We start from the raw sequence: 26,234 nt of genomic DNA, 5'->3' as shown, positions 1-26,234 counted from the left end.
CACGCCCGTACCCACCCCGAAGGAGCCTGTATGACCTCCGAGCCCACCCGCACCGGTGCCCCCTGGCGGGGTGTCATGGTCGCCACGCCGCTCACCCTGCGCGAGGACCGGTCCGTCGACTTCGACGCGTACGCCGCGCACGTCCGCGACCTCCTCGACGCGGGGTGCGACGGTGTGGTGCCCAACGGGTCGCTGGGGGAGTACCAGACCCTCAGCGACCGGGAGCGCCGGGAGGTCGTGCGGGTCGCGGTCGAGGCGGCCGGGGACGGCGGCAGGGTGATGCCCGGCGTCTCCTCGTACGACAGCGCCCAGTCCCGGCGTCGCGCCGAGGAGGCCGCCGGGGCCGGGGCCGGCTCCGTGCTGCTGCTGCCGCCCAACGGCTACCCGTGCGAGGACGCGGCCGTCCGCGCGCACTACGCCGAGGTGGCGGCGGCCGGGCTGCCCGTCGTCGCGTACAACAACCCGTACGACACCAAGGTGGACCTGACGCCCCGGCTGCTCGGACAGCTCCACGCGGAGGGGTCGGTCGTCGCGGTCAAGGAGTTCAGCGGCGATGTCCGCAGGGCATACGAGATCGCGGAGGAGGCGCCCGGCCTCGATCTGCTCGTCGGAGCCGACGACGTGCTGCTCGAACTCGCTCTGGCCGGGGCCGTCGGCTGGATCGCCGGCTGCCCCAACATGCTTCCGGGCAGCTGTGTCGCGCTGTACCGGGCGGCCGTCTCCGGGGACCTGGAGCGCGCCCTGCCCCTGTACCGGCGGCTGCACCCGCTGCTGCGGTGGGACTCCAAGCCGGAGTTCGTCCAGGCCATCAAGGCGTCCATGGACATCGTCGGCCGGCCCGGCGGGCCCACCCGGCCGCCCCGCCTGCCGCTGGGCGCCGACGCCCTGGCCGCCGTACGCGCCGCGACGGAGAAGGCCCTCGCCGAGGGCCTGGACTGAGGGGGGAGGGACGATGCGCAGCCGCCACGTCTTCCACGCCGTCGACTCGCACACCGAGGGCATGCCCACCCGCGTGATCACCGGCGGGATCGGCACGCTCCCCGGCGCCACCATGGCCGAGCGCCGCGCGTACTTCATGGCGCACCGGGACGCGGTGCGGACCCTGCTGATGTACGAGCCGCGCGGCCACTCCGCGATGAGCGGGGCCGTCCTCCAGCCGCCGACCCGGCCCGACGCCGACTTCGGGGTGCTGTTCATGGAGGTCTCCGGCTGCCTCCCGATGTGCGGGCACGGCACGATCGGGGTGGCGACCGTACTGGTGGAGACCGGCATGGTCCCGGTCACCGAACCGGTCACCACCGTACGACTGGACACCCCCGCCGGGCTCGTCGGCGTGGACGTACGCGTCGAGGGCGGGGCCGCCACCTCTGTCACCCTCACCAACGTGCCGGCCTTCAGCGCCGGGCTCGGCCTCACCGCGAAGGTGCCCGGCTTCGGTGAGGTGCCGTACGACCTCGCCTACGGCGGCAACTTCTACGCGATGGTGCGGCTGGCGGACCTGGGCCTGCCGTTCGACCGGGCGCGGAAGGACGAACTGCTGGCGGCGGGGCTGGCGTTGATGGAGGCGGTCAACGCGACCGACCGGCCGGTCCATCCGGTGGACCCGGCCATCCACGGGCTCAAGCACGTCCAGTTGATCGCGTCCGGCTCCGACGCGGCGCACTCGCGGCACGCGATGGCCATCCACCCCGGCTGGTTCGACCGCTCGCCGTGCGGCACGGGCACCTCCGCGCGCATGGCCCAGCTGCACGCCCGGGGCGAACTCCCGCTGGACCGGGACTTCGTCAACGAGTCCTTCATCGGTACCCGGTTCACCGGCCGGCTGGTCGGCGAGACCACGGTGGGCGCGCTGCCCGCCGTCGTGCCCACGGTCACGGGAAGGGCCTGGATCACCGGGACCGCGCAGTATTTCCTGGACCCGGAGGACCCCTTCCCGGAGGGCTTTCTGTTGTGAGCCCGCGCCGGGTCCGGGTCCAACGTCACATTGTATTCTGGCCCTCCGCACGGTGCTGGAGGAACAGACATGGCCCCCCTGACGTCGCTCAACGCCATCTCGGCGCAGGAGCACCTGCGCGATCAGGTGGGGCACGCGCTGCGGGCGGCCCTCGTCTCCGGTGAGCTGCGGCCCGGCACGGTCTACTCGGCGCCCGCGCTGGCCGCCCAGTTCGGCGTCTCCGCCACCCCCGTACGTGAGGCGATGCTCGACCTGGTCCGCGAGGGGCAGGTCGAGGCCGTCCGCAACAAGGGCTTCCGGATCACCGAACTGACCGACCAGGACCTGGACGACTACACCGAACTGCGCGCGATGATCGAGGTCCCCACCGTCGGCCGGATCGCGCGCATGGGCCTGACCGACGAGCTGGAGGCGCTGCGGCCCGTCGCCGAGGAGATCGTCGAGGCCGCCCGCCGGCACGACATCCTGGGCTACCTGGAGGCCGACCGTCGCTTCCACCTCGCCCTGCTGGGGCTGGCCGGCAACCGGCGGCTGGTCGAGGAGGTCGGCGAACTCCGCAAGCGCTCCCGGCTCTTCGGGCTGAACCGGCTCTCCGAGTCCGGGCAGCTGGCCGCGTCGGCGGAGGAGCACATCGAGCTGCTCGACCTGGTGGTCGCCGGGGACGCCGAGGGCGCGGAGTCCTGCATGCTCGGCCACATGTCGCACGTCCGGTCGCTGTGGGCGGACGGCCGCCGGGGTGAACCCGCGAGCCAGGCGTAACGCCTCAAGCCCCCACGTAGGCAAGGACATTGACGCGCCGACGAATGTCGTCACGGCCGCTTCCTAAGGACATGTGACATGTGCCATTGTACTGACGTCGCGCTTGAGGTCGTGTCCATGCCACTTTGCTGACCGATCCGGTCGCCCGCCGTCCCCGTCCGGCCTCATCCGCGCGCCATCCCCCACGGCCGCGCGAGGCGCGCGGCCATCACACCGCTGGGAGGCGGCACGTGAAGAAACGAACGGTCCGACAGAGAGTCACCGGACTCACCACCGCGGCCCTGGCGGCCTGCCTGGGCATCGGCATGCTCGCCGTACCCGCCCCGGCCGCCGAGCCCCGGCCCTCCGCCCCGGCCGCCGCGAGCGCCACCGCGGCGCACCGGACGGCCGGCGAGGCGTCGCCCGAGCCCGGCGGCCCCGCCGCGCAGGCCCCCACCGCACCCGCCCAGGACCCGGCCCACCTGGGCGAGGCGGCCGCCATCCCCGCCGACCGGGCCCCCCTCAGCGCATCCAAGGACGCGCTACGGCGTGACTACGACGACCCGCGCGCCACCGAACCCAGCCACCCGGCCCCCTCGATGAATGCGAAGTCCCTTGCGCGGAACGCGACTTGCTCCGTCACGGACTTCACCAGCCGCACCGGCAGCGCCCTCGTCCAGCAGATCGAGGCGTCCACCACCGACTGCGTCAACACCCTCTTCTCCGTCAAGGACGGCGACGGCTACCTCGCCTTCCGCGAGGCCCAGATGGTCACCGTGGCCAACGCGCTGCGCGACGGATCGGCCGCCTATCCCGGCGACAGCAGCACCGGAATGCCCCAACTGGTGCTCTACCTCCGGGCCGGGTACTACGTGCAGTACTACGACCCGGGCACGGTCGGCTCGTACGGCACCGCCCTGCGCACCGCCATCCAGGGCGGTCTGGACGCCTTCTTCGCCTCGGCGCACTCCCGCGACGTCACCGACGCCAACGGCGAGACCCTGGCCGAGGCCGTCGTCCTCATCGACAGCGCCGAGCAGAACGCCCGCTATCTGGACGTCGTGAAGCGGCTGCTGGCGGGCTACGACGCCTCGTACAACAGCTCCTGGTACATGCTCAACGCGGTCAACAACGTCTACACGGTGACCTTCCGGGGCCACCAGCTGCCCGCGTTCGTCAGCGCCGTCGAGGCCGATCCGAGCCTGCTCGACGCGCTCGCCGGATTCGCCCGCGCCCACCTGGACCTGCTCGGCACCGAGCAGTCCTACCTGACCTCCAACGCGGGCCGCGAGCTGGCCCGCTTCCTCCAGGAGGACGCGCTCAGACCCACGGCGAAGCCGCTGGTCATCGACCTCCTCGGCCGCTCCTCGCTCACCGGCCCCACCGCGCCCCTCTGGGTCGGGCTGGCCGAGATGGCCGACTACTACGACAGCGCCAACTGCTCCGCGTACGGCACCTGCGACCTGGCCGCCCGCCTGAAGAGCGCCGTCCTGCCGGTCTCGTACACGTGCAGCGACAGCATCCGCATCCTCGCCCAGCAGATGTCCTCGGACGACCTCACGAAGGCGTGCACCAGCCTGCGCGGCCAGGACGCCTACTTCCACCAGGTGGCCCGGGACGGCGGGCCCGTGGCCGGGGACCGCAACACCACCATCGAGGTGGTCGTCTTCGACTCCAGCACCGACTACCAGACCTACGCCGGAGCCGTCTACGGCATCGACACCAACAACGGCGGGATGTACCTGGAGGGCGACCCCTCGGCGGCCGGCAACCAGCCGAGGTTCATCGCCTACGAGGCCGAGTGGGTCCGGCCCGACTTCCAGATCTGGAACCTCAACCACGAGTACACCCACTACCTCGACGGCCGGTTCGACATGGCGGGCGACTTCGACGCCGGTGTCACCACCCCGACGGTCTGGTGGATCGAGGGCTTCGCGGAGTACGTCTCCTACTCGTACCGCGACGTCACCTACGACGACGCCCTCACCCAGGCGGGCGCGCACACCTACACCCTGCGCACCCTCTTCGACACCACCTACGAGAACGCCGACCAGACCCGCGTCTACAACTGGGGCTACCTGGCCGTCCGTTACATGCTCCAGTCGCACCACGCCGACATGGACAGGCTCCTCGGCCTGTACCGCGCCGGAGACTGGAACGGCGCCCGCGCCCTGCTCACCTCCACCATCGGCACCCGATACGACACTGACTGGGCGACCTGGCTCACGGCGTGCGCGGCCGGCAGCTGCGGCACCGCCGCCGACCCGCCGACCGAGCCCACCGCCCAGTGCACCGGCACCGACGCCCGCGAACTCGGCCAGGACTGCGCCCGCGACGGCCGGCACGCCACCCGGGGCAACTACGCCTACCTGTACCTCTCCATACCGGCGGGCACCGACCGGCTGACCATCACCACCAGCGGCGGCACGGGAGACGCCGACCTCTACTACAGCTCCACCGGCTGGGCGACCACCGGCTCGTACACCGCCAGGGCCACCGGCAGCGGCAACGCCCACACCCTCACCGTCGACCACCCGGCCGCTGGGGCCCACTACATCAGCCTGTACGGGGTCCAGGACTTCGGGCAGGTGAGCGTCGCGACACGCTACTGACCCGGCACGCACACCCTCAGAGCAACCGCAGCGCGTCCGGCCCCGCCCGGTCCCGGATGATCTCCACCAGCCGGTCGAACAGGGTCGGACCGCGCCCCGCAGCCGCCTGCGCACACTCCTCGCGCAGGCGGCTCCGGTTGCTCTCATGGGCACGGGCGGCCAGCCGGTCCAGATGGCGGGCCGTCTCCGGATACCCCAACGCCCTTACGGACGCGGAGTGATCGCGCCACTCGAAGACGAAGTCGCCGTCGTCCGGCGCGCCCATGCCACCGCCCAGACAGTCCGCGAAGGCGTCGAGATTGCGGCCGAAGCAGCCGCCCGGCCCGTTCACCGCCTCACCGACCACGGTCCAGAAACTGTCCAGGCCGGTGATCCGGGAACCCTCGATCACATACGTCACGGTCATGGGGACGACCCTACGGGCACGGGTCAGCAGTCGTGATCCACCAGGTCGAACGTCTCGTAGTGGTCGGCGGTGTAGTAGTCCTCCTGGCTCTCCTCACCCGTGACGACGCGCCGCGCTCCACGCGTCGAGGACCCCGGGGTGATGACGGTGTACTCGTGGTAGTAGCCGGTGCTCTGCGAGGGCAGCACACCCTCGCGGTTCTGGAAGACGGTGCCGTCCTGGTCGTACGGGAACGGGCCGCCGGAGTCGATGAGATCCAGGGTGTCGTGGGCCTGGGACGGCAGGTCCGAGTAGCAGACGCTGCCGACCGACGCGGTCGTTGCCGACGCGGTCGCCGTGACCGGCCCGCCGACGAGGAGAGCGGACAGAAGGGCGGCAGCGCCGCCGAGCGTGGTGATCCGTGGGGGGATTCGCATGCTCCATGATGACGCGCGTAGACAGCGGCCCGTCAACGCCAACTCGGGTGAATTCTTCGAGAGTTAACCGTGGAGAGGGAACACATCGCGCCTCGGGGGCCGCCGGAGTACAACGGCCGTGCGGCGCTCGAACAGAAGCCCGTAGCCGGGTCACGAACTGACGGAGCGCCAGATGTGATCCGGAACCGTGCGGATGGCCTCCTCGATGTCGATGTCGCCCACCGCGAGCCAGCGCCGCGCGATGCTCGTCACCGGCCCCAGGATCAGTGACTCCAGGACGGGGACCGGCAGCGCGACCAGCTCGCCCGAATCCTGGTGGGCGTGGAGCCAGGCGGCGAGCGGGGCGATCCGGGCCTCCTGGGCGCCCCGGAGCTGGCGCGCGTTGGTGATGGCCTCGCGGTCGGCGGTGACCGAGTGCATCAGCCGGGCCGCGTCCGGATGTTCCTGGATGAAGCGGAGGTACGTCTCCGCCAGTGCCCGCACCCCGCCGCGCGCGTCCGTGACCTGGTGCAGCGCCTCGACCACCTCGCCGAGGAGGCGGCCCAGCCAGGACTGCGCGAGAGCGAGGACCACGCCCTGAAGGCTGCCGAAGTGGTGGTAGATGCTGCCCGCGCTCACGCCGCTGGCCGAGGTGATCGCGTTCAGCGTGAGGCCGGCCTCGCCCTGGGCCGCGTACAGCTCCAGGGCGGTGTCGAGCACCTGGGCGGCCGTGGCCTCCCCCCGCTGTTGCTTCGGACTCATCGGCGCAGCCCCTCCCTTCCGGAATCTCTGGCTCCTCATGGTGCCCGGGGACAGCGTAGAAGAAGATTCCGGAATTGTTTCCAGAAGTTGTTCCAATCAGTGCCCACTTTGCTTCACACTGAACGTTTGCCGCGCCAAGTCGCGGCCGTACATGGGGATTTCAGGAGACCGGCGTGAACAACGACGACCACGCGGACAACGAGGACTACCTCGACGGAGGTATCAAACCGCTGACACCGACGGACCCGGCGCGCGTCGGGCCCTATCTGCTGCTGGGCCGGCTCGGCGCGGGCGGCATGGGCCGGGTCTACCTCGCCCGCTCCGACGGCGGCCGCACGGTCGCGGTCAAGGTGGTGCACGCGGAGCACGTCGCGGACCCGCAGTTCCGGGGTCGCTTCCGGCGCGAGGTCGAAGCGGCACGGCGCGTCGGCGAGTGCTGGACCGCGCCCGTCCTGGACGCGGCGCCGGACGCCGAATTCCCCTGGGTGGCCACGGGTTACGTGCCCGGACTCTCCCTGGAACAGGTGGTGCGGGGCCACGGCGCGCTGCCCGCCGCCTCGGTGCAGGCGCTTGCCACGGGGCTGCTGCACGCGCTGAAGGACATCCACGCGGCGGGCATCGTCCACCGCGACCTCAAGCCGTCCAACGTGATGCTCACGATGGAGGGGCCCAAGGTCATCGACTTCGGGATCGCCCGTGCCGTCGGGACCGCCGTCGAGTCCCTGCTCACCAGTACCAACATGGTGATCGGCACGCCCGGGTTCATGGCCCCGGAGCAGGTGCGCGGGGAGAGCGCGGTACCGAAGAGCGACGTCTTCACCCTCGGCTGTGTCCTGACGTACGCGGCGACCGGGACGCTCCCCTTCGGGCACGGCGCGAGCAATCAGCACGCGATCATGTACCGGATCGCCGAGGTCGAGCCCGAGCTCAAGCGGGTCCGGGACGCGGATCTGAAGGAGCTGATCGCCCGGCTGCTGGTGAAGCCGATCGAGGACAGGCCCTCCGTGGACGAGTTGCTGGCGGAGCCGGGGCGCGAGTCCGGTCCGGTCGCCTCCTCGTGGCTGCCGGCCGCCGTCGTGGGTCATCTGGCTCGCCAGTCGGCGCAGTTGCTCGACGCGGAGGCGGCGCCGCTGCGGCAGGAAGGGGACCGCCCGACGGTCGATCTCGGGTCGGCGCCCGAGGTGGCGGCTGTGGTGGAGGGCCCGAAGGCGGCGGAGAAGGAGAAGCCGAAGCGCCGCCGCCCCTGGCTGGTCGCCGTGCCGTTGGTGGTCGTCCTCGGTGGCGGGGGTGGCACGCTGGTCATGCTCCAGCCGTTCAGCCACGACGGGGGCGACGCGCACGCGGCGCCTCCGGCCGCCGCCTCCACCGGTCCGACCGCCGAGCCGGAGCCCTCGGCGGCCGGCAGCGCGTCCCCGGCGGGCAGCAAGAGCCCGAAGGCGTCGCCGAGCAAGAAGAAGGCGGACGCCGGGAAGGACGGGAAGGACGGCAAGGACGGGCAGCCGGGCAAGGACGGCCGGACCACGGGGAGTTCGGGCGGCGGCTCGGGCTCCACGGGAAGCGGTTCGTCCTCGGGCGGTTCGTCCTCCACGGGCGGTGGCGGTCCGTCCTCCACCACGACGAGCGGCGGCGGCTCAGGTGGCAGCAAGGGCGGCACTTCCACGAGCACGTCCGGCGGCGGTGGCTCGACCAGCACCTCGGGCGGCTCCTCCACCGGCGGCTCGGGCGGGGGCGGCAGCACGGTGCCGACGTCGTTCGTCGGCACCTGGAAGTTCGCCGGGCTGTACCCCGCGGGCCAGCCGGACCCCATCACCATCTCCAAGGCGGGCGTGGTGCGCATGACCGGCTACATGTACAGCCAGTGCCCGTACGAGGCGAAGGTGACGTCCACCTCCAACGGCGGCAAGCGTCTCAATGTCAGCATCGCCAAGCTCACCGGTCCCAACCTTCCGTACTGCATGCCAACGATCCCGGCGTCCTACTTCGACATCAACGGCAGCGGCATCGATTACAACCCAGGCGGCACCAAGTACTACTACAAGCGGGCCTGAGGCCCACACGATTCCCTCCGGTCCGAAGGGCTCCCCAAGCGTGACAGCCGGTAGGCGGGGCATGCATTGCGTGAGCACCTTCGAGACAGGGGGCGAATGGCCGTGTGGGCGGGGGAAACGATGGAGCGTCACGAAGAGGCCCGGATGCATCGCAGGGTGGACCGGGCCGATCTGGCAGCCGTGGGAGAAGTCCGGGGTGCGGTAAGGGAGTTACTGCGCTACCGGTGGAAGGAGGAACCGGCGCAGGTCGCCGAGCTGCTGCTCAGTGAGCTGGTGACCAACGCCCTGGTGCACACGGACGACGGCGCGGTCGTCGCCGTGAGCGTCGCACCCCGCCGCCTGCGCGTGGAGGTGCGGGACTTCGTCCCCGGAATGGACCCCGAGCCGCACGTACCGCCCGCCGACGACGGTACGCACGGCCGGGGGCTGATCCTGGTGGAGAGCCTTGCCGACTCCTGGGGCATCAGCCCTCGCTCGCTGGGCAAGGTGGTGTGGTTCGAACTGGACGGCGAACGGCCCTGACGGTCCTTCCGGACCGGCAGGGCCGTTCGCTCGCATCCGCTGTTCCGTGTCAGCCGAACTGCTGCTCCAGGTCCTTGAGTTTCTGCTCCAGCGAATCGAGCCGGGGCAGTGCCTGGGTGTCGTCGTCGGCCGGATCGACCGCCGACGATTCGCTCGCGCCCAGTTCAGGGACGCTCGCCGAGTTCGAGTGGCTCGCGGCTTGCAGGGATGGCCGGGGTCGCAGGGGCAGCTGACCCGGCTCGGATATGGCGGGCTCCGAGACGGACTGCGCGGAGCCCGTAGCCGGGGCCAGGGCGGCCACCTCGACCGGGGAGCCACCCCGTCCGAGCCGGCCCCAGGCCCGGTTCTGCCGGTTCAGGGCCTTGATGTGCGCCCGGTCCAGCTTCTCCTGATCCTTTCTGCGGAGACGGTTCTGCTCACTCTCCCTGCGGTCCTCGCGTACCTCGTCCACCGCCTCGTCCAGCGTGCGTACGCCTTCGAGGAGCATCAGCGACCAGGCGCCGAAGGTCTCCCGGGGCGCGCGCAGCCAGCGCACGATCCGGATCTGCGGCAGCGGGCGGGGCACGAGGCCCTGCTCGCGCAGCGCGGCACGGCGGGTCTGCTTCAGCGCGCGGTCGAACAGCACGGCGGCCGAGAGCGACATGCCCGCGAAGAAGTGCGGGGCACCCGCGTGGTTGATGCCGCGCGGCGCGTGCACCCAGTTGAACCAGGCGGCGGCACCGGCGAAGGTCCACACCAGGAGGCGCGAGCCGAGCGCCGCGTCCCCGTGGCTGGCCTCCCGTACGGCCAGGACCGAGCAGAACATCGCCGCCCCGTCCAGGCCGAAGGGCACCAGGTACTCCCAGCCGTCGGAGAGGCCGAGGTTCTGCTCGCCGAAGCCGACGAGCCCGTGGAAGGAGAGTGCGGCGGCGACCGCCGCGCAGCAGAACAGCAGCACGTACGAAGCGGTGGCGTACAGCGCTTCCTTGCGTCTGCGCCGCTCCTCGCTGCGTTCCCAGCTGTCGTCGGCCGAGGCTGTGTCAGAGGCGCGCCTTCCGCGCGCGACCACCGCCACCGCCGCCATGACCCCCACGAGCAGCACGGCGCCCGGAAGCAGCCAGTCAAGCGATATGTCGGTCAGTCTCATGCGCGGTCCCTTGCGTCACGTAGGGCGTTTCGGGCGCCATCGTGGCGGAAATCCCGTCACGGCCAGGCGGTTTCGGGGCAAGAGAACGCCAAAGGGGTGCAGGAGGCCGCCGATATGGACGTTCTGGTCGAACGCCCTTCAGCGGTTTGCGCATTATGTTCGAATACCTGCCACCCGTCCGGGCGGTGTGAATCCGGTGGAGTGGATCAGGGCGCGGGCGTCAGTTTGCGGACGCGCTCCTCGTCGCACGTACGCGGGCACGTGACGCAGGTGTCCTCGGGGCGCAGCGTGTAGAACAGGCAGCAGCTGGCCCGGTCCCGGGTCGGCAGCGACTCCCCGTTCGGCCCGGTCAGCTCGCGGAAGCCCGCGGTGCCGACGTACGGCTTGGTGGTGCCCGGAAGCAGCGCCTCCAGCTCCGTCATGGCGCGCCGCTCCTCGCCCAGCAGATGGGCGACGTACCAGAGGCCCTCGACGATCTCGTCGGTCGCCATCCCCCACAGGGCCCGCTTGCCGCGCCGCATCCGGGGCCGGAAGCCGTCGAGGACCGGGCCCAGGTGTTCGGCCACCGCGTCCAGCACCTCGGCCCGCAGCGCCGCCTCGTCGGCCACCACCCGGGCCCCCGGCAGCCCGGCCGCCGGGTCGTCGGGCAGACACGCGAACTCCCGCACCCGCAGCGTCAGATGGCCCAGCGCCCGCTGGAACGAGACGTCCTCGACCGGGACGCGAGGCACCCGGCGGTGCAGGAACCACGGCACCGTCACCAGCAGACAGGCCGGCCACGCGTACCGGTGCAGTCCGAAGCTGGCGATCACGTCGGGCCGGCCCTCCTGGCCGTAGTCCCGCCGCACCTGCTCGGCGTCGAAGGCGAGGAACGTGTCCAGGGCCTCGCAGCCGGCCGCCAGCTCGTGCGCGCCCACCCAGCCGGGGCCGCCGGGGGCGCTCTCGCCCTCGGCGAGGATCTCGGCGCGCATCCCGGGGAAGACCTCGGTCAGGCGCGCGTAGGCGTCGGCCACGGGCGAGGCCGTCGCTGCGGGGAGCAGGGCGGGCAGGGTCATACGGGGACCACCGATTCACGATCGTCAGCAGGTAAGCCTTACCTTACCCTGCCGGATCCATGTTTGAACTGGGGGTCCTTGCGCCTATCGTGCACTGGGGGCGCCCGACGCGCGAGCGCGCCCGTGACCGGCCGAGGAGGTGCCCGTGGAGCAGGGCGGAGCGCGCGAGGAGGTGCGTCCCCCGTACGCCGGTGGCGCTGCCGTGCCCGCCTCGGCCGTCCGGGTGCCCGAGCAGGCCCGCGGTGAGCACACCCACGGGGAGCACCCGCACGAGGCCCCCCGCGTCCAGGTGCGCCGGCACTCCGTGCGCGGCCAGATCCTGGAGGCCCTGCGCGCCGCCCTGGTCGACGGCGAGCTGGTCCCCGGCCAGGTCTACTCGGCGCCCGTGCTCGGCGCCCGCTTCGGCGTCTCCGCCACCCCGGTGCGCGAGGCGATGCAGCGGCTGGCCACCGAGGGGGCCGTGGAGGTCGTGCCCAACCGGGGCTTCCGGGTCGCCGAGCGGGGACCGCGCGAGCTGGCGGAGCTGGCCGAGGTCCGCGCCCTGATCGAGGTCCCCGTCATGCTGCGGCTCGCCCGCACCGTCCCGCCCGCCCGCTGGTGCGCGCTGCGCCCGCTGGCCGACGCCACCGTGGCCGCGGCGGCCGTCGGCGACCGGGCGAGTTACGCCGACGCCGACCGGGCCTTCCACAGCGCGGTGCTCGCCCTCGCCGGGAACGACAGCCTGGTGGCCGTCGCCGACGACCTGCACCGCCGCTCCCAATGGCCCCTGGTGGACAACCCGGTCACCCGGCGCGCCGACCTGCTGGCCGACGCCTCCGAGCACACCGCGCTGCTCGACGCGCTGATCGCCCAGGACGTGGCGGTCGTCCAGTCGCTCGTGCGCGAACACTTCGCGGGCGCCGACGGCTGACCCCGTAGGCATCGACGCGTACGGGGACGGGCCGGCGCCCGCGCTCAGTTCGCCTCGATCGTCTCCGGCGGGGGCTGGTCCAGATGCGGGCCCAGCCAGGTCGGGACGCCGCCCAGCAGCCGGAAGAGCCGGGCCGCCTCGGCGCGCAGCCGGGCCGCCGCCTCCGGCTCGGGCTCGGCGTCGGCCAGCGCGATGAGCGCCGGGGCCGTACCGACCAGATAGCCCAGCTCCTCCCTTATCCGCAGGGACTCCGCGAAGCCGTGCCGGGCCTCCGCGAGCTCGCCCTCGCGCAGGGCGATCAGGGCGAGATGGCGCCAGGTCGAGGAGAGCAGCAGCGCGTCGCCCTGCGCGGTGGCACCGGCGTGGGCCCTGCGGTAGGCGGCCCGGGCGGCCTGCGGCGAGTCCGCGATGTTCTGTGCGATCAGGCCGCGCCGGAAGTCGAGCAGCGGCCGGCCCTGGGCGGCGGGGGAGAGCAGGGCGGCGGACCGGCTGAGCGCCACCCGGGCCTCGTCGGCCCGGTCCCGCACCCCGAGCAGGGTCGAGGCGTACGCGAGGTGCCCGCGCTCGCAGGCCGCCGCGCCGCGTTCCTCGTCGTCGTGGGCCATGGCCTCGGCGGTCCGCAGGGCGTCCTCGGCGTCCGTCCAGCCCTGCCCGGTGTACAGGCAGCGCTCGGTCAGCAGGGCCGTCCGCTGGAGGGCCGCGGCCGGGTCGGTGGCGGCGTCGTGTTCCAGCAGGGCCGCGGCGTCCGTCCAGCAGGCGCGTGAGCGCAGCCGCCATACCGCGGTCTGGAGCGGAGGATCGTCATCTGCTGTCGTTCCGGAACCAGACATGGCGGTATGCGCCACATTGCCCTCCCCGAGCGCGCCGTCGAGCTGTTGAGTATGGGCCGCATCACAGCACGGAATGGCACGCCGGGCCAAGAGGTCGAGGCAATGTCAGGTGAAACTTTTCACAATCGGCGGCGCGGGGCCGGCCGCCCCCCGGGCCCTTGCCGGGCCCGGGATATCAGCTCATCCGCAGGGCGAGGAAGAAATCGAGCTTGTCCTCCAGGCGCGCCAGATCACGCCCCGTCAACTGCTCGATTCGCCCGACCCGGTAGCGCAGCGTGTTGACGTGCAGGTGCAGCCGGGCCGCGCAGCGGGTCCACGAACCGTCGCAGTCCAGGAACGCCTCCAGGGTCGGGATGAGCTCCGCGCGGTGGCGCCGGTCGTACTCGCGCAGCGGGTCCAGCAGCCGCGCGGTGAACGCCCGCCGCACGTCGTCCGGGACGAACGGCAGAAGCAGCACGTGCGAGGCCAGCTCGTGGTGTCCGGCCGCGCAGACCCGGCCGGGCCGGGCCGCCGCCACCCGGCGCGCGTGCCGGGCCTCCTCCAGCGCGCCGCGCAGCCCCTCCGCCGAGTGCACCGAGGCGCTGACACCGAGTGTCAGGCGGCCGTCGTCGCCGAGACCCGCGGAGAGCGGGGCGCGCACGGCGGCGAGCAGCGCGTCGGCGTGCAGGGCGGGTCCTTCGCCGGGGTCCTCGGCGCCGCTGTCCCCGCCGGCCGCCGCCTCGCCGTCCGGCCGGTCCGAAGCGGCGGGCAGCGGCACCAGCGCGATGGCCTCGTCACCCGTGTGGGCGACGGCGATCCGGTCCGCCGAGTCGGGGCCCGTCACCGCCGGGTCGACCAGGATCTCCTCAAGCAGTGCCTGGGCGACCGGGCCGCCCGGGACCCCGGACGCGCCGTCCTCGTCCCACTCGACCCGGGCCACCACGACCTGCCAGTGCGGCGCGGTGCCGAGGCCGGGGAGCAGGACCGGGGTGGCCACGCGCAGCCGGGCGGCGATCTCGGCGGGCGCGGCGCCCGCCTGGACCAGCTCCAGGACCTCCTGGGCGAGTCGGCGGCGCACCGTGCGGGCCGCGTCGCGCCGGTCGCGCTCGACGGCGATCAGCTGGGTGACGCCCTGGAGCAGGTCGAGCCGCGCGGCCGGCCAGTCGCCCGCGTCGGCCTCCACGGCGAGCAGCCAGTCGGAGAGCACCGACTCCCGCACGTCACGGGCGGGCGGCACCGCGCCGCCCCGGCCGTTGTTCCGGATCGGGAAGAGCGAATACGTCGTACCGCCGAGGGCGGCCCGGTGCGGGGCGCGGCGGCCGGAGCGGACGGCGGCCAGATGCAGCCCGGCCAGCTCGGCCCCGGCGGCGGCGGACAGCGGGGCACCCGCGCCCGCGATCTGCCGCCCGGTGGGGGAGAGAACCCAGGCGTGGAGGTCCAGGTCGGAGCCCAGGAGATCGAGGACCACCTCGGGGCCGCCGCCGGTCGGGCCGGAGGTCATCAGCCTGCGGTGCCGGTCCACCACGGCCGCCAGGTCGCCTGCCCGCTCGCCGGACACCTGGCGCACCACGTACTCGGTGATCGTTGCGAACGCGACCGTCTCGTTGACCGCGAACAGCGGCAGCCGGTGGTGGCGGCACGCCTCCACGAGATCGTCCGGGATGTCGCCGAGCTCGGCCTCGCCCGCCGCGAGACCGGCCACCCCGGCGCCCGCCAGGATCCGCACGAACGGCTCCGAGTCCGCGGCGTCCCGGCGCCAGGCCAGACCGGTCAGGACCAGCTCGCCGCCGGTGAGGTAGCGGCTCGGGTCGCGCAGGTCGGTCGTCATCACCCCGCGGACCGACCGGTCCAGCTCCTCGTCGCCGCCGAGCAGCCGCAGGCCCAGCGCGTCGTTCTCCAGCAGTGCGCGCAGCCGCATCCGGTCGCCGCCGATCTCTTTCGTTGGTACGGGTGAAGTCTGGGTGTTGCGGTGAGGCTGTTGAGCCCCGCCATTCGTTCGAATCTACAAGACATGAGCGGAGACCAGCCAACTGCTTCATGGGTTCGGTGACTGCACCAGGTGGAGCAGGGCTTGTGTACTGGGCCACACACCGCGTGAACAAGACATGAACGAGTTCGAGGGCCGGCCGTCACCCAGCCCAGCGTGAAGACCCGATTGAGAAGAAGAGAGCCACCATGGACTTCCTTCGCCCCGCAAGCTGGGAGGAGGCGCTCGCCGCCAAGGCCGAGCACCCGACGGCTGTGCCCATCGCCGGGGGCACCGATGTGATGGTCGAGATCAACTTCGACCACCGGCGCCCCGCATACCTCCTGGACCTCAACCGCATCGGTGAGCTCACCGAGTGGGAGGTGGGCCAGGAGAGCGTACGGCTCGGCGCCTCGGTCCCGTACAGCCAGATCATGGAGCACCTGCGGGCCGAGCTGCCCGGTCTCGCGCTCGCCTCGCACACCGTCGCGTCCCCGCAGATCCGCAACCGCGGCGGCGTCGGCGGCAACCTCGGCACCGCCTCCCCGGCCGGTGACGCCCACCCCGCCCTGCTCGCCGCGGGTGCCGAGGTGGAGGCCGAGTCCGTACGCGGCACCCGGATGATCCCCATCGACGCCTTCTACACCGGCGTCAAGCGCAACGCCCTCGAACCGGACGAGCTGATCCGGGCCGTGCACATCAAGAGGGCCGACGGGCCGCAGCAGTACTCCAAGGTCGGCACCCGCAACGCGATGGTCATCGCCGTCTGCGCCTTCGGCCTCGCCCTGCACCCCGAGACCCGCACGGTCCGCACCGGCATCGGATCGGCCGCCCCGACACCCGTACGGGCGAAGGAGGCCGAGGAGTTCCTGAACGCCGCGCTGGAGGAGGGCGGTTTCTGGGACAGCCGCACGATCATCACGCCGTCCGTCGCCCAGCAGTTCGCCACCCTCGCCGCCGGCGCCTGCAACCCGATCGACGATGTGCGCGGCACCGCGAGCTACCGCCGGCACGCCGTCGGGATCATGGCCCGCCGCACCCTCGGCTGGGCCTGGGAGTCATACCGCGGCAACGGCCGCAGCACCGAAGGAGCCGCCTGATCATGCGTGTCAATTTCACGGTCAACGGCCGCCGCCACGAGGCCGACGACGTCTGGGAGGGCGAGTCCCTCCTCTACGTCCTGCGCGAGCGCATGGGTCTGCCCGGCTCCAAGAACGCCTGCGAGCAGGGCGAGTGCGGCTCCTGCACCGTCCGCCTCGACGGCGTCCCCGTCTGCTCCTGCCTGGTCGCCGCCGGCCAGGTCGAGGGCCGCGACGTCGTCACCGTAGAAGGTCTGGCCGACTTCGCCGCCCACCGCGCCGAGGCCCACCCCGGCACCGGCTGCGCCTCCGGCGCCTGCGGCACCTCGCTGGACCGGGCCAAGCGCTGGAAGGCCGAGCCGGCCGCGGGCGACGAGACCCGCGACACCGGCGAGCTCTCGCCGATCCAGCAGGCGTTCATCGACGCCGGAGCCGTCCAGTGCGGCTTCTGCACCCCCGGCCTCCTGGTCGCGGCCGACGAGCTCCTGGAGCGCACCCCGCAGCCGTCCGACGCGGACATCCGCGAGGCGCTCTCCGGCAACCTCTGCCGCTGCACCGGCTACGAGAAGATCCTCGACGCGGTCCGCCTCGCGGCCGCCCGCGCGGAAGAGACGGTCTGAGCCATGGGCGTTACCGGTTCCCCCACCAACATCAACCAGGGCAGCCGCACCAAGGGCGGCATCGGCGAGTCCACGCTGCGCCCCGACGGCATCCTGAAGGTCACCGGCGAGTTCGCGTACTCCTCGGACATGTGGCACGAGGACATGCTCTGGGGCCACACCCTGCGCTCCACCGTCGCGCACGCCGAGATCGTCTCCATCGACGTCTCCGAGGCGCTGGCCACCTCCGGCGTCTACGCGGTCCTCACCTACGACGACCTGCCGACCGCGATGAAGAACTACGGCCTGGAGATCCAGGACACCCCCGTCCTCGCCCACGGACGGGTCCGCCACCACGGCGAGCCCGTCGCGCTCGTCGCCGCCGACCACCCGGAGACGGCCCGCCGCGCCGCCGCGAAGATCCGGATCGACTACCGCGAGCTGCCCGTCGTCACCGACGAGGCGTCCGCGACGGCGCCCGGCGCCCCCCTCATCCACGAGGGCCGCGACGACCACCACATCGGCCATGTGCCGCACCCCAACATCGTCCACCGCCAGCCGATCGTCCGCGGCGACGCGGCCGCGGCCGAGGCCCGGGCCGATGTGATCGTCAAGGGCGACTACTACTTCGGCATGCAGGACCAGGCGTTCCTGGGGCCCGAGTCCGGCCTCGCCGTGCCCACCGAGGACGGCGGCGTTGACCTGTACGTGGCGACCCAGTGGCTCCACTCCGACCTGCGCCAGATCGCGCCCGTCCTCGGCCTGCCCGAGGACAAGGTCCGCATGACGCTCTCCGGCGTCGGCGGCGCCTTCGGCGGACGCGAGGACCTGTCGATGCAGATCCACGCCTGCCTGCTCGCGCTGCGCACCGGCAAGCCCGTGAAGATCGTCTACAACCGCTTCGAGTCCTTCTTCGGGCACGTCCACCGGCACCCGGCCCGCCTCCACTACGAGCACGGCGCCACCCGCGACGGCAAGCTCACGCACATGAAGTGCCGCATCGTCCTCGACGGCGGCGCCTACGCCTCCGCGTCCCCGGCCGTCGTCGGCAACGCCTCCTCGCTGGCCGTCGGCCCGTACGTCATCGAGGACGTCGACATCGAGGCCATCGCCCTCTACACCAACAACCCCCCGTGCGGCGCCATGCGCGGCTTCGGCGCCGTCCAGGCGTGCTTCGCCTACGAGGCGCAGATGGACAAGCTGGCCGCCGAACTGGACCTGGACCCGGTCGAGTTCCGGCAGCTCAACGCCATGGAACAGGGCACCCTGCTGCCCACCGGACAGCCGGTCGACTCGCCCGCCCCGGTCGCCGAACTGCTGCGCCGCGTCAAGGCCATGCCGCTGCCGCCCGAGCGCCAGTGGGAGAGCGCCGGCGAGCACGCCGACGTACGCGCCCTGCCCGGCGGCCTGTCCAACACCACTCACGGCGAGGGCGTCGTGCGGGGCATCGGCTACGCGGTCGGCCTGAAGAACGTCGGCTTCTCCGAGGGCTTCGACGACTACTCCACCGCCCGGGTCCGCATGGAGGTCATCGGCGGCGAACCCGTCGCGACTGTCCACACCGCCATGGCCGAGGTCGGGCAGGGCGGCGTCACGGTGCACGCCCAGATCGCCCGTACCGAACTCGGCGTCGCCCAGGTCACCATCCACCCCGCCGACACCCAGGTGGGCTCCGCCGGATCGACCTCCGCGTCCCGTCAGACGTACGTCACCGGCGGCGCGGTCAAGAACTCCTGCGAGGCCGTCCGCGAACAGCTCCTGGAGCTCGGCCGCCGCAAGCTCGGCACCTACCACCCCGCTTGGGCCACCGCCGAACTCCTGCTGGAGGGCGGCAAGGTCGTCACCGACGGCGGCGAGGTGCTGGCCGACATCGCGGACGTCCTGGAGGACGAGGCGATCGACATCGAGCTGGAGTGGCGCCACCGGCCCACCGAGCCCTTCGACCTGCGCACCGGACAGGGCAACGGCCACGTCCAGTACTCCTTCGCCGCGCACCGCGCGGTGGTCGAGGTCGACACCGAGCTCGGCCTGGTCAAGGTCATCGAACTGGCCTGCGCCCAGGACGTCGGCAAGGCGCTCAACCCGCTGTCGGTCGTCGGCCAGATCCAGGGCGGCACCATCCAGGGGATGGGCATCGCCGTCATGGAGGAGATCATCGTCGACCCGGTGACCGCGAAGGTGCGCAACCCCTCCTTCACGGACTACCTCCTCCCCACCATCCTCGACACGCCGACCATCCCGGTCGACGTGCTCGAACTCGCCGACGACCACGCCCCGTACGGGCTGCGCGGCATCGGCGAGGCCCCGACCCTGTCGTCCACCCCGGCCGTCCTCGCGGCGATCCGGAACGCGACGGGTCTGGAGCTCGACCGGACGCCGGTCCGGCCGGAACACCTCACCGGCGTCTGACGAGGCTCCGCCACCAGCTCTCCGGGCGGTGCGCGCCACCGGCGAACGTCACACTTCCCGGCCCGCACCGCCCGGAGGCCCAGGGTCCCGCCCCGCTCGCGGCCCCGACCCCCCCCGCACCGGAACAGCACCACCCGTTCCGTTCCCTCCTGCATGAACAGTTCGTCTCGGGCCGTCCCCCGGGTCGTGCCGCCAGCGCAGTCATCCCAAATCCCGCATTTCGATTCTTCATCGCGGGTGCCCCTGTGAACCTTGGGAGTCAGGCATCATGACCCAGCAGTCAGTGCAGCCGAAGACCGGTGCGGAGGACGCGGGCCCCGGCTCGCGCGTCCCCGCCGGCAGATCGTGGCTCGACCGGTACTTCCACATATCCGACCGCGGTTCGACCGTGGCCCGGGAAGTGCGCGGCGGCGTCACGACCTTCATGGCCATGGCGTACATCCTTCTGCTCAACCCGCTGATCCTCGGCGGCAAGGACGTCGACGGCAATCTGCTCAGCCAGCCCGCCCTGATCACCGCCACCGCGCTCGCGGCGGCGGTGACCACCCTGCTCATGGGCTTCGTCGGCAAGGTCCCGCTCGCGCTCGCCGCGGGCCTCAGCGTCTCCGGCGTCCTGTCCTCGCAGGTCGCCCCCGAAATGACCTGGCCCCAGGCCATGGGCATGTGCGTGATGTACGGCGTGGTGATCTGCCTCCTGGTGGTCACCGGTCTGCGTGAGCTGATCATGAACGCGATCCCGCTCCCGCTGAAGCACGGCATCACGATGGGAATCGGCCTGTTCATCGCCCTGATCGGGCTCTTCAAGGCCGGATTCGTCGGCAAGGGCACCGCGACCCCGGTGACCCTCGGCCCGGCCGGTGAACTCGCCGGCTGGCCGGTCCTCGTCTTCGCGGTCACCCTGCTGCTGATCTTCATGCTCCAGGCCCGCAACATCCCCGGCGCGATCCTCATCGGCATCGTCGTCGGCACCGTGGTCGCCTTCGTGATCAACAAGGCCGCGGACGTCGATCCCAAGATCTGGAGCAGCGGCCCGCCGGAGCTCAAGGGCTCCGCGGTCTCCTCGCCGGACTTCTCGCTCTTCGGCGACGTCGACTTCGGCGGCTGGGGCGACGTCGGCGCGATGACCGTCGGCTTCATCGTCTTCACCCTGGTGCTCGCCGGCTTCTTCGACGCCATGGCCACCATCATCGGTGTCGGTACGGAGGCCGGGCTCGCCGACGACAAGGGCCGCATGCCCGGCCTGTCGAAGGCGCTGTTCATCGACGGCGCAGGCGGGGCCATCGGCGGTGTCGCCGGCGGTTCCGGGCAGACGGTCTTCGTGGAGTCCGCGACCGGCGTCGGCGAGGGGGCCAGGACCGGTCTGGCGTCCGTCGTCACCGGCCTGTTCTTCGCCGCCTGCCTCTTCTTCACCCCGCTCACCGCGATCGTGCCCGCCGAGGTGGCCTCCGCCGCTCTCGTCGTCATCGGCGCGATGATGATGCAGAACGCCCGGCAAGTGGACTGGAGCGACCGCTCCGTGGCCATCCCGGTGTTCCTGACGGTGGTCCTGATGCCGTTCACGTACACCATCACCACCGGTGTGGCGGCGGGCGTCATCTCGTACGTCGCCATCAAGGCCGCCCAGGGCCGGGCCCGCGAGGTCGGCGCGTTCATGTGGGGCCTGACGGTGATCTTCGTCGTCTACTTCGCCCTGCACCCGATCGAGAGCTGGCTCGGCGTCAGCTGACCCGCCCTTCACCCATCCGCCAAGGAGACCGAGATGCTGGACATCGCCGAAGAGCTCGACCGCTGGGCCGGGCAGGGACGCGATTTCGCCGTGGCCACCGTCGTCGCCGTCGGCGGCAGCGCCCCCCGCCAGCCGGGGGCCGCGCTGGCCGTCGACCGCGACGGCACGGCGATCGGCTCGGTCTCCGGCGGGTGTGTGGAGGGGGCGGTGTACGAGCTGTGCCAGGAGGCGCTGGAGGACGGCCTGACCCGCCTCGAACGCTTCGGCTACAGCGACGAGGACGCCTTCGCGGTCGGCCTGACCTGCGGCGGCGTCATCGACATCCTGGTGACCCCGGTCCGGGTGGACGACCCCGCCCGCCCGGTGTACGCCGCCGCGCTCGCCGCCGCCGTACGGGGGGAGGCGGCCGCGGTCGCCCGGATCACCGACGGGCCCGCCGAACTCCTCGGCCGGCCCCTCCTGGTGCACCCCGACGGCCGTTACGAGGGCGGGCTCGGCGGACACCCCGAGCTGGACCGCACCGCGGTCGCCGAGACCCGCGCCCTGCTGGACCAGGGCCGCACCGGCGCCCTCACCATCGGCGCCGACGGCTCGCGCTGCGGACAGCCCCTCACGCTGCTCGTGGAGTCCAGCGTGCCGCCGCCCCGGATGATCGTGTTCGGGGCCATCGACTTCGCCTCGGCCCTGGTCCGGGCCGGCAAGTTCCTCGGCTACCACGTCACGGTGTGCGACGCGCGGCCCGTCTTCGCGACGAAGGCCCGCTTCCCGGACGCCGACGAGCTGGTCGTGGACTGGCCGCACCGCTATCTGGCCGGAACCGCGGTGGACGCCCGCACGGTCCTGTGCGTCCTGACGCACGACGCCAAGTTCGACGTGCCCCTGCTGGAGGCGGCGCTCAAGCTGCCCGTCGCGTACGTCGGCGCGATGGGCTCCCGCCGCACCCACCTCCAGCGCAACGAACGGCTGCGCGAGGCCGGGGTCACCGAGCTGGAGCTGGCCCGGCTGCACTCGCCGATCGGGCTCGACCTCGGAGCGCGTACGCCCGAGGAGACGGCCCTGTCGATCGCCGCCGAGATCGTCGCCGCCCGGCGCGGCGGCAGCGGCGCCCCGCTGACCGGCGCGCACACCCCGATCCACCACCCCGGCGGGCTGCCCCCGGCGGGGCGCATCGGCTCGGTGGCCTGAGGTGGCCTGAGGTGGCCTGAACTCGCCCTCGCAGCACTTCGTCCGGTACCGGCGGTTAGCCGCCACGGCACATTCGCGCCAGGCGCGGACCGTCCCGCGGCGGCCGGTTTACCGGTAGATCATCACCCATGACTTTCTCCCCCTCCACCGCGACCGGCCGGGCGAGACCCGCACGCGCCGGGCGACGCACCCTCGTCATAGCCACCGCCGCGGCCCTGATGAGCGGCGCGCTGCTGCCCGTCACGGGCGCCGCGTACGCCGCCCCCGCTTCCCTCACCACGGCAACCACCCCCGCCGCGGAGCCCGTTCACCGCTACGACATCACCCTCGTCACCGGTGACGTCGTCCACTACGCCGACGGCGCGGGCCACCAGGACACCGTCACCGTGGACCGCCCCGAGGGCGCGACCGGCGGCGTCCACGTCCAGCAGGCCGGGGACGACATCTACGTCCTGCCCGACGAGGCGCAGAGCCTTCTCGCGGCCGGCAAGCTGGACCGCCGCCTCTTCAACGTCTCGGCGCTCGCGAAGATGGGCTACGACGACAAGAAGACCGGCGGCATCCCGCTGATCGCCACCTACCCCGCGTCCAAGGCCCGTTCGCTGCCCGTCGCCCCGCGCGGCAGCAGGACCGTCCGGCAGCTGGAGTCCATCCACGGCGCCGCCCTCAAGGCCGGCAAGGACACCGCCCGCGCCTTCTGGAACGACATCGCGCGCACCGCCACGGCCCGTTCGCTGGACAACGGCATCGCCAAGCTCTGGCTCGACGGCCGCGCCGAGGCCGCGCTCAAGGACTCCGTGCCGCAGATCAACGCCCCGCAGGCGTGGGCCGAGGGCTACGACGGCAAGGGCATCAAGGTCGCCGTCCTGGACACCGGCATCGACGAGGACCACCCGGACGTCAAGGACCGCATCCTGGAGACGAAGAGCTTCGTCCCGGGTGAGGAGGTCGACGACAAGAACGGCCACGGCACGCACGTCGCCTCCACCATCGCCGGCTCGGGCGCCGCGTCCGACGGCGTCAACAAGGGCGTCGCCCCCGAGGCCGGGCTGCTCGTCGGCAAGGTCCTCAGCAACGAGGGCTCCGGCGCCGACTCCGGGATCATCGAGGCCATGGAGTGGGCCAAGGCGGAGGGCGCCGACGTCGTCTCCATGAGCCTCGGCTCACCGGTCGCCGACGACGGCACCGACCCCATGTCCCAGGCCGTCAACACCCTCTCCGCGGACGGCGGCCCGCTCTTCGTGATCGCCGCCGGCAACGCGTACGGCGCGGGCACCATCGGCTCGCCCGGCTCCGCCGACAAGGCGCTCACCGTCGCCGCCGTCGACAAGCAGGACGGCCGCGCCGACTTCTCGTCCATGGGCCCGCTGGTGCGCAGCTACGGCCTGAAGCCGGACCTGTCCGCGCCCGGTGTCGACATCAACGCCGCCGCCTCGCAGTCCGTCCCCGGCATCGAGGGCATGTACCAGTCGATGTCCGGTACGTCGATGGCCACCCCGCACGTCGCGGGCGCCGCCGCCATCGTCAAGCAGCGCCACCCCGACTGGTCCGGTCAGCGCATCAAGGACGCGCTGATGACCTCGTCCAAGGTGCTGCCCGACTACACCCCGTACGAGCAGGGCACCGGCCGCCTCGACGTGAAGGCCGCCATCGACACGACCATCGAGGCCACGGGCTCCGTCGAGGTCGCCGCGTACGACTGGCCGCACAGCGCCTCCGACCCGGTCGCCGAGCGCACCCTCACCTACCGCAACACCGGCACCGCCGACGTCACCCTCGACCTGGCGACGGACAGCGACTCGGACGCGTACACGCTGTCCGTGAAGCAGCTGACGGTCCCGGCCGGCTCCACCGCCGAGGCCGTCCTCACGCTCGACCCGTCGAAGGTGGACGCGGGCACCACGTTCTCCGGCCAGGTCGTCGCCAAGGACGCCTCGGGCGCCGTCGTCGCGCACACCGGCTTCGCGCTCACCAAGGAGCAGGAGCTCTACGACCTCACGCTCCGGCTCCGCGACCGCTCCGGCAAGCCCATGGACGGCACCGTCGTGCTCGGCGCCCTCGGCGACCCGAACCTGTCGCCGATCGCGGTCTCCGGCGACACCACGCTGCGGCTGCCCCCGGGCAACTACACCGCCTGGGCCGCCGCCGACGTCAAGGGCGACACCGCCGACTCCAAGGCCATCGCCTTCCTCGCGGCCCCCGAAATCATCCTCGACAAGCCGGTCACGGCCACCCTCGACGCCTCCAAGGCCCGCAAGATCAGCGTGAGCACGCCGAAGGAGACCGAGACCCGCCAGCTGCGCTACGACATGGCGCGCACCGCACCCGACGGTACCGTCCAGCGTGACGCGTACCAGATCCCGCTGACGTACGACCAGCTGTGGGCGAGCCCCACCAAGAAGGTCACCCAGGGTGACTTCTCCTTCCTGACCCGCTGGCGCCAGGGCGAGAAGCTCATCGACCTGACGTCCGACGGCCGGGACGTCCCGGTCACCCCGCAGGGCGGATCGGCGATCGCCGAGGACAGCAGGGGCAAGCTCCGCAGCGTCTTCGCGGGCAACGGTTCCGCCGCCGACTACAAGCGCGTGGACGCCAAGGGCATGGCCGTGGTCATCCGCGCCAGTGACACGGTGTCCCCGGCCGACCGCGCCGCCGCAGCGATCGCCGCCGGCGCCAAGGCGCTGTTCGTCGTCAACCGCGGCGACGGCCGGCTGATGGAGTCCTACGCGGACTGGGGCACCACGCTTCCCATCCCGGTGCTCTCCGTCCAGCGGATCGCCGGCGAGAGCCTGGTCAAGGCCGCGCAGCACGGCGAGAAACTGACCGTCGAGCAGCACAAGTACGCGAGCTACGTCTACGACCTGGTGGACCGTCACGACGGCACCGTCCCGAACCGCTCGCTCGCCTTCGCCCCGGCCACCCGTGACCTGGCGAAGATCCAGAACGCCTTCTACGGCCACCGCGACGTCGTCGGCGGCGGCTTCCGCTACGACATCCCCGAGTACGGCCCCGGGCTCGGCTTCGAGGAGTACGAGAAGTTCCCCGGCACCCGCACCGAGTGGGTCAACCCGCTGCCGGGCGCCTCCTTCTGGTACGAGAACCACTCCCAGTTCAACGAGGAGGGCAGCGACACCGCGCTGGAGGAGCGCGGCGGCGAGATGGACTACCGGGCCGGCTCCACCAGCAGGGCCCAGTGGTTCGCGCCCATCACCCGGCCGCGCCTGGGCACCGCCTACTGGGGCCCGAACCGTTCGCAGTACGGTGACATCCAGTACAACATCACCCCGTGGACGGACGCCGGGGCCGGGCACTCGGGCTCCATGCCGGACAAGGAGTACGACACCGGCAAGGTGACGGTCTACCAGGGCGACAAGGTGCTGGACGAGTCCCCGGGCCGGGCCGGCTACATCGGCGACCTGCCCGACGAGAAGCTGCCCTACCGCCTGGTGCTCGACGCCTCGCGCGACGCGGACACCTGGAAGACGTCCGTACGCACCCACTCGGAGTGGTCGTTCGTCTCGGGCGCCCTCGACCCTGAGGGCCCGTACCAGGTGGACATCCCGATGCTCCAGCTGGACTACGACGTCGCCACGGACCTCGCCGGTGACGTGCGGGCCGGGAAGTGGGCCGAGATCGGACTGTCGTCCACCACGCAGGAGTGGTTGAACGGCGCCGTGAAGGCCACGAAGGCCCGCCTGTCGGTGAGTTACGACGACGGGAAGACCTGGAGCCCGGTGTCGCTCGACAAGGACCGGACGGGATCCTGGACCGCCCGGTTCAAGACCCCGAAGAAGGGCGCCAAGGCGGTCTCGCTCAAGGCCCACGCCGAGGCCGCCGGCGGCCTCGCGGTGGACCAGGAGATCATCCGGGCGTTCGGCCTGAAGTGACCCGCTTCCGCTGAACCCGCGTACGAGGCGGCCGCTCACCCCTTCC

20 protein-coding genes are annotated in these 26,234 nt (G+C 72.2%); 13 read left to right on the top strand and 7 right to left on the bottom strand.

The annotated features are described in order from the left end of the window. Nucleotides 1-30 precede the first annotated feature (30 nt). The 4 genes from OG867_RS04120 to OG867_RS04105 all read left to right on the top strand — a co-directional run bounded on the left by OG867_RS04120 (nt 31) and on the right by OG867_RS04105 (nt 5,304). Nucleotides 31-939, top strand: a complete 909-nt coding sequence (locus tag OG867_RS04120; RefSeq protein WP_328903139.1) for a dihydrodipicolinate synthase family protein — start codon at nt 31-33, stop codon at nt 937-939. A 13-nt stretch (nt 940-952) separates the two neighbouring features. After that, complete coding sequence (locus tag OG867_RS04115) at nt 953-1,954, top strand: proline racemase family protein (protein ID WP_406282854.1); 1,002 nt, start codon at nt 953-955, stop codon at nt 1,952-1,954. A gap of 69 nt (nt 1,955-2,023) precedes the next feature. Continuing rightward, nucleotides 2,024-2,713 (top strand): GntR family transcriptional regulator, encoded by a 690-nt coding sequence (locus OG867_RS04110; RefSeq protein ID WP_328903141.1) that lies wholly within the window; start codon nt 2,024-2,026, stop codon nt 2,711-2,713. 230 nt (nt 2,714-2,943) lie between these two features. Beyond that, a complete protein-coding gene (locus tag OG867_RS04105) occupies nt 2,944-5,304 on the top strand; it encodes a M9 family metallopeptidase (protein WP_406282851.1) in 2,361 nt (786 codons plus the stop codon). Between the two features lie 16 nt (nt 5,305-5,320). Here OG867_RS04105 and OG867_RS04100 read toward each other — a convergent pair whose 3' ends face one another. The 3 genes from OG867_RS04100 to OG867_RS04090 all read right to left on the bottom strand — a co-directional run bounded on the left by OG867_RS04100 (nt 5,321) and on the right by OG867_RS04090 (nt 6,867). After that, nucleotides 5,321-5,710, bottom strand: coding sequence for a barstar family protein (locus OG867_RS04100; protein WP_328903143.1), 390 nt, complete (start codon nt 5,708-5,710; stop codon nt 5,321-5,323). A gap of 23 nt (nt 5,711-5,733) precedes the next feature. Then, a complete protein-coding gene (locus OG867_RS04095) occupies nt 5,734-6,126 on the bottom strand; it encodes a ribonuclease domain-containing protein (protein WP_328903144.1) in 393 nt (130 codons plus the stop codon). 150 nt (nt 6,127-6,276) lie between these two features. Beyond that, the gene (locus OG867_RS04090; protein WP_406282846.1) at nt 6,277-6,867 is read right to left on the bottom strand and encodes a TetR/AcrR family transcriptional regulator; all 591 of its coding nucleotides are present in this window, start codon (nt 6,865-6,867) and stop codon (nt 6,277-6,279) included. 173 nt (nt 6,868-7,040) lie between these two features. Here OG867_RS04090 and OG867_RS04085 point away from each other — a divergent pair, with 173 nt between their 5' ends. Together OG867_RS04085 and OG867_RS04080 are read left to right on the top strand one after the other, a co-directional pair. After that, the gene (locus OG867_RS04085; RefSeq protein ID WP_406282843.1) at nt 7,041-8,915 is read left to right on the top strand and encodes a serine/threonine-protein kinase; all 1,875 of its coding nucleotides are present in this window, start codon (nt 7,041-7,043) and stop codon (nt 8,913-8,915) included. 156 nt (nt 8,916-9,071) lie between these two features. Next, nucleotides 9,072-9,437 (top strand): ATP-binding protein, encoded by a 366-nt coding sequence (locus OG867_RS04080; RefSeq protein WP_328904513.1) that lies wholly within the window; start codon nt 9,072-9,074, stop codon nt 9,435-9,437. A gap of 49 nt (nt 9,438-9,486) precedes the next feature. Here OG867_RS04080 and OG867_RS04075 read toward each other — a convergent pair whose 3' ends face one another. Both OG867_RS04075 and OG867_RS04070 read right to left on the bottom strand, forming a co-directional pair. Further along, nucleotides 9,487-10,563, bottom strand: a complete 1,077-nt coding sequence (locus OG867_RS04075; protein ID WP_406282840.1) for a DUF2637 domain-containing protein — start codon at nt 10,561-10,563, stop codon at nt 9,487-9,489. Nucleotides 10,564-10,769: 206 nt separating this feature from the next. Beyond that, a complete protein-coding gene (locus OG867_RS04070) occupies nt 10,770-11,618 on the bottom strand; it encodes a (2Fe-2S)-binding protein (RefSeq protein WP_406282837.1) in 849 nt (282 codons plus the stop codon). Between the two features lie 145 nt (nt 11,619-11,763). Here OG867_RS04070 and OG867_RS04065 point away from each other — a divergent pair, with 145 nt between their 5' ends. Beyond that, nucleotides 11,764-12,528 carry a GntR family transcriptional regulator gene (locus tag OG867_RS04065; protein WP_406282834.1) on the top strand — a complete coding sequence of 255 codons (765 nt, stop codon included), beginning with the start codon at nt 11,764-11,766 and terminating at the stop codon, nt 12,526-12,528. Between the two features lie 44 nt (nt 12,529-12,572). Here OG867_RS04065 and OG867_RS04060 read toward each other — a convergent pair whose 3' ends face one another. Both OG867_RS04060 and OG867_RS04055 read right to left on the bottom strand, forming a co-directional pair. Beyond that, nucleotides 12,573-13,358, bottom strand: coding sequence for a hypothetical protein (locus OG867_RS04060; RefSeq protein ID WP_328903150.1), 786 nt, complete (start codon nt 13,356-13,358; stop codon nt 12,573-12,575). A gap of 175 nt (nt 13,359-13,533) precedes the next feature. Next, nucleotides 13,534-15,255, bottom strand: a complete 1,722-nt coding sequence (locus OG867_RS04055) for a PucR family transcriptional regulator (RefSeq protein ID WP_406282831.1) — start codon at nt 15,253-15,255, stop codon at nt 13,534-13,536. Nucleotides 15,256-15,512: 257 nt separating this feature from the next. On the opposite strand from OG867_RS04055, the gene OG867_RS04050 reads away from it, so the two are divergent. From OG867_RS04050 to OG867_RS04025, 6 genes are all read left to right on the top strand, one after another. Next, nucleotides 15,513-16,403: a xanthine dehydrogenase family protein subunit M gene (locus OG867_RS04050; protein ID WP_328903152.1), complete on the top strand. Its 891-nt coding sequence runs from the start codon at nt 15,513-15,515 to the stop codon at nt 16,401-16,403. Nucleotides 16,404-16,405: 2 nt separating this feature from the next. Next, nucleotides 16,406-17,002: a (2Fe-2S)-binding protein gene (locus OG867_RS04045; protein ID WP_093704893.1), complete on the top strand. Its 597-nt coding sequence runs from the start codon at nt 16,406-16,408 to the stop codon at nt 17,000-17,002. 3 nt (nt 17,003-17,005) lie between these two features. After that, on the top strand, nt 17,006-19,390 hold the full coding sequence (locus OG867_RS04040) for a xanthine dehydrogenase family protein molybdopterin-binding subunit (RefSeq protein WP_406282828.1): 2,385 nt from the start codon (nt 17,006-17,008) through the stop codon (nt 19,388-19,390). A gap of 268 nt (nt 19,391-19,658) precedes the next feature. Next, nucleotides 19,659-21,116 (top strand): NCS2 family permease, encoded by a 1,458-nt coding sequence (locus tag OG867_RS04035; protein WP_406282825.1) that lies wholly within the window; start codon nt 19,659-19,661, stop codon nt 21,114-21,116. 33 nt (nt 21,117-21,149) lie between these two features. Beyond that, entirely contained in the window at nt 21,150-22,301 is a 1,152-nt protein-coding gene (locus tag OG867_RS04030; protein WP_406282822.1) for an XdhC family protein, read from the top strand. Between the two features lie 128 nt (nt 22,302-22,429). After that, nucleotides 22,430-26,188, top strand: a complete 3,759-nt coding sequence (locus OG867_RS04025; RefSeq protein ID WP_406282819.1) for a S8 family peptidase — start codon at nt 22,430-22,432, stop codon at nt 26,186-26,188. The last annotated feature ends 46 nt before the right edge of the window (nt 26,189-26,234 follow it).

Origin of the sequence: Streptomyces sp. NBC_00209 (genome assembly GCF_045206345.1) — a bacterium.
In the GTDB taxonomy this organism is placed as follows: Bacteria; Actinomycetota; Actinomycetes; order Streptomycetales; family Streptomycetaceae; genus Streptomyces.
Note: the sequence above shows the minus strand (reverse complement) of the source record. Positions and strands in the feature narration are given on the sequence as shown.

What these genes read in the sequence shown, in the direction of transcription:
- OG867_RS04120 (WP_328903139.1), top strand. Translation starts at nt 31, where the DNA reads ATGACCTCCGAGCCCACCCGCACCGGTGCCCCCTGGCGGGGTGTCATG.
- OG867_RS04115 (WP_406282854.1), top strand. Translation starts at nt 953, where the DNA reads ATGCGCAGCCGCCACGTCTTCCACGCCGTCGACTCGCACACCGAGGGC.
- OG867_RS04110 (WP_328903141.1), top strand. Translation starts at nt 2,024, where the DNA reads ATGGCCCCCCTGACGTCGCTCAACGCCATCTCGGCGCAGGAGCACCTG.
- OG867_RS04100 (WP_328903143.1), bottom strand. Translation starts at nt 5,710, where the DNA reads ATGACCGTGACGTATGTGATCGAGGGTTCCCGGATCACCGGCCTGGAC.
- OG867_RS04095 (WP_328903144.1), bottom strand. Translation starts at nt 6,126, where the DNA reads ATGCGAATCCCCCCACGGATCACCACGCTCGGCGGCGCTGCCGCCCTT.
- OG867_RS04090 (WP_406282846.1), bottom strand. Translation starts at nt 6,867, where the DNA reads ATGAGTCCGAAGCAACAGCGGGGGGAGGCCACGGCCGCCCAGGTGCTC.
- OG867_RS04075 (WP_406282840.1), bottom strand. Translation starts at nt 10,563, where the DNA reads ATGAGACTGACCGACATATCGCTTGACTGGCTGCTTCCGGGCGCCGTG.
- OG867_RS04070 (WP_406282837.1), bottom strand. Translation starts at nt 11,618, where the DNA reads ATGACCCTGCCCGCCCTGCTCCCCGCAGCGACGGCCTCGCCCGTGGCC.
- OG867_RS04060 (WP_328903150.1), bottom strand. Translation starts at nt 13,358, where the DNA reads ATGTCTGGTTCCGGAACGACAGCAGATGACGATCCTCCGCTCCAGACC.
- OG867_RS04055 (WP_406282831.1), bottom strand. Translation starts at nt 15,255, where the DNA reads ATGCGGCTGCGCGCACTGCTGGAGAACGACGCGCTGGGCCTGCGGCTG.
- OG867_RS04050 (WP_328903152.1), top strand. Translation starts at nt 15,513, where the DNA reads ATGGACTTCCTTCGCCCCGCAAGCTGGGAGGAGGCGCTCGCCGCCAAG.
- OG867_RS04045 (WP_093704893.1), top strand. Translation starts at nt 16,406, where the DNA reads ATGCGTGTCAATTTCACGGTCAACGGCCGCCGCCACGAGGCCGACGAC.
- OG867_RS04040 (WP_406282828.1), top strand. Translation starts at nt 17,006, where the DNA reads ATGGGCGTTACCGGTTCCCCCACCAACATCAACCAGGGCAGCCGCACC.
- OG867_RS04035 (WP_406282825.1), top strand. Translation starts at nt 19,659, where the DNA reads ATGACCCAGCAGTCAGTGCAGCCGAAGACCGGTGCGGAGGACGCGGGC.
- OG867_RS04030 (WP_406282822.1), top strand. Translation starts at nt 21,150, where the DNA reads ATGCTGGACATCGCCGAAGAGCTCGACCGCTGGGCCGGGCAGGGACGC.
- OG867_RS04025 (WP_406282819.1), top strand. Translation starts at nt 22,430, where the DNA reads ATGACTTTCTCCCCCTCCACCGCGACCGGCCGGGCGAGACCCGCACGC.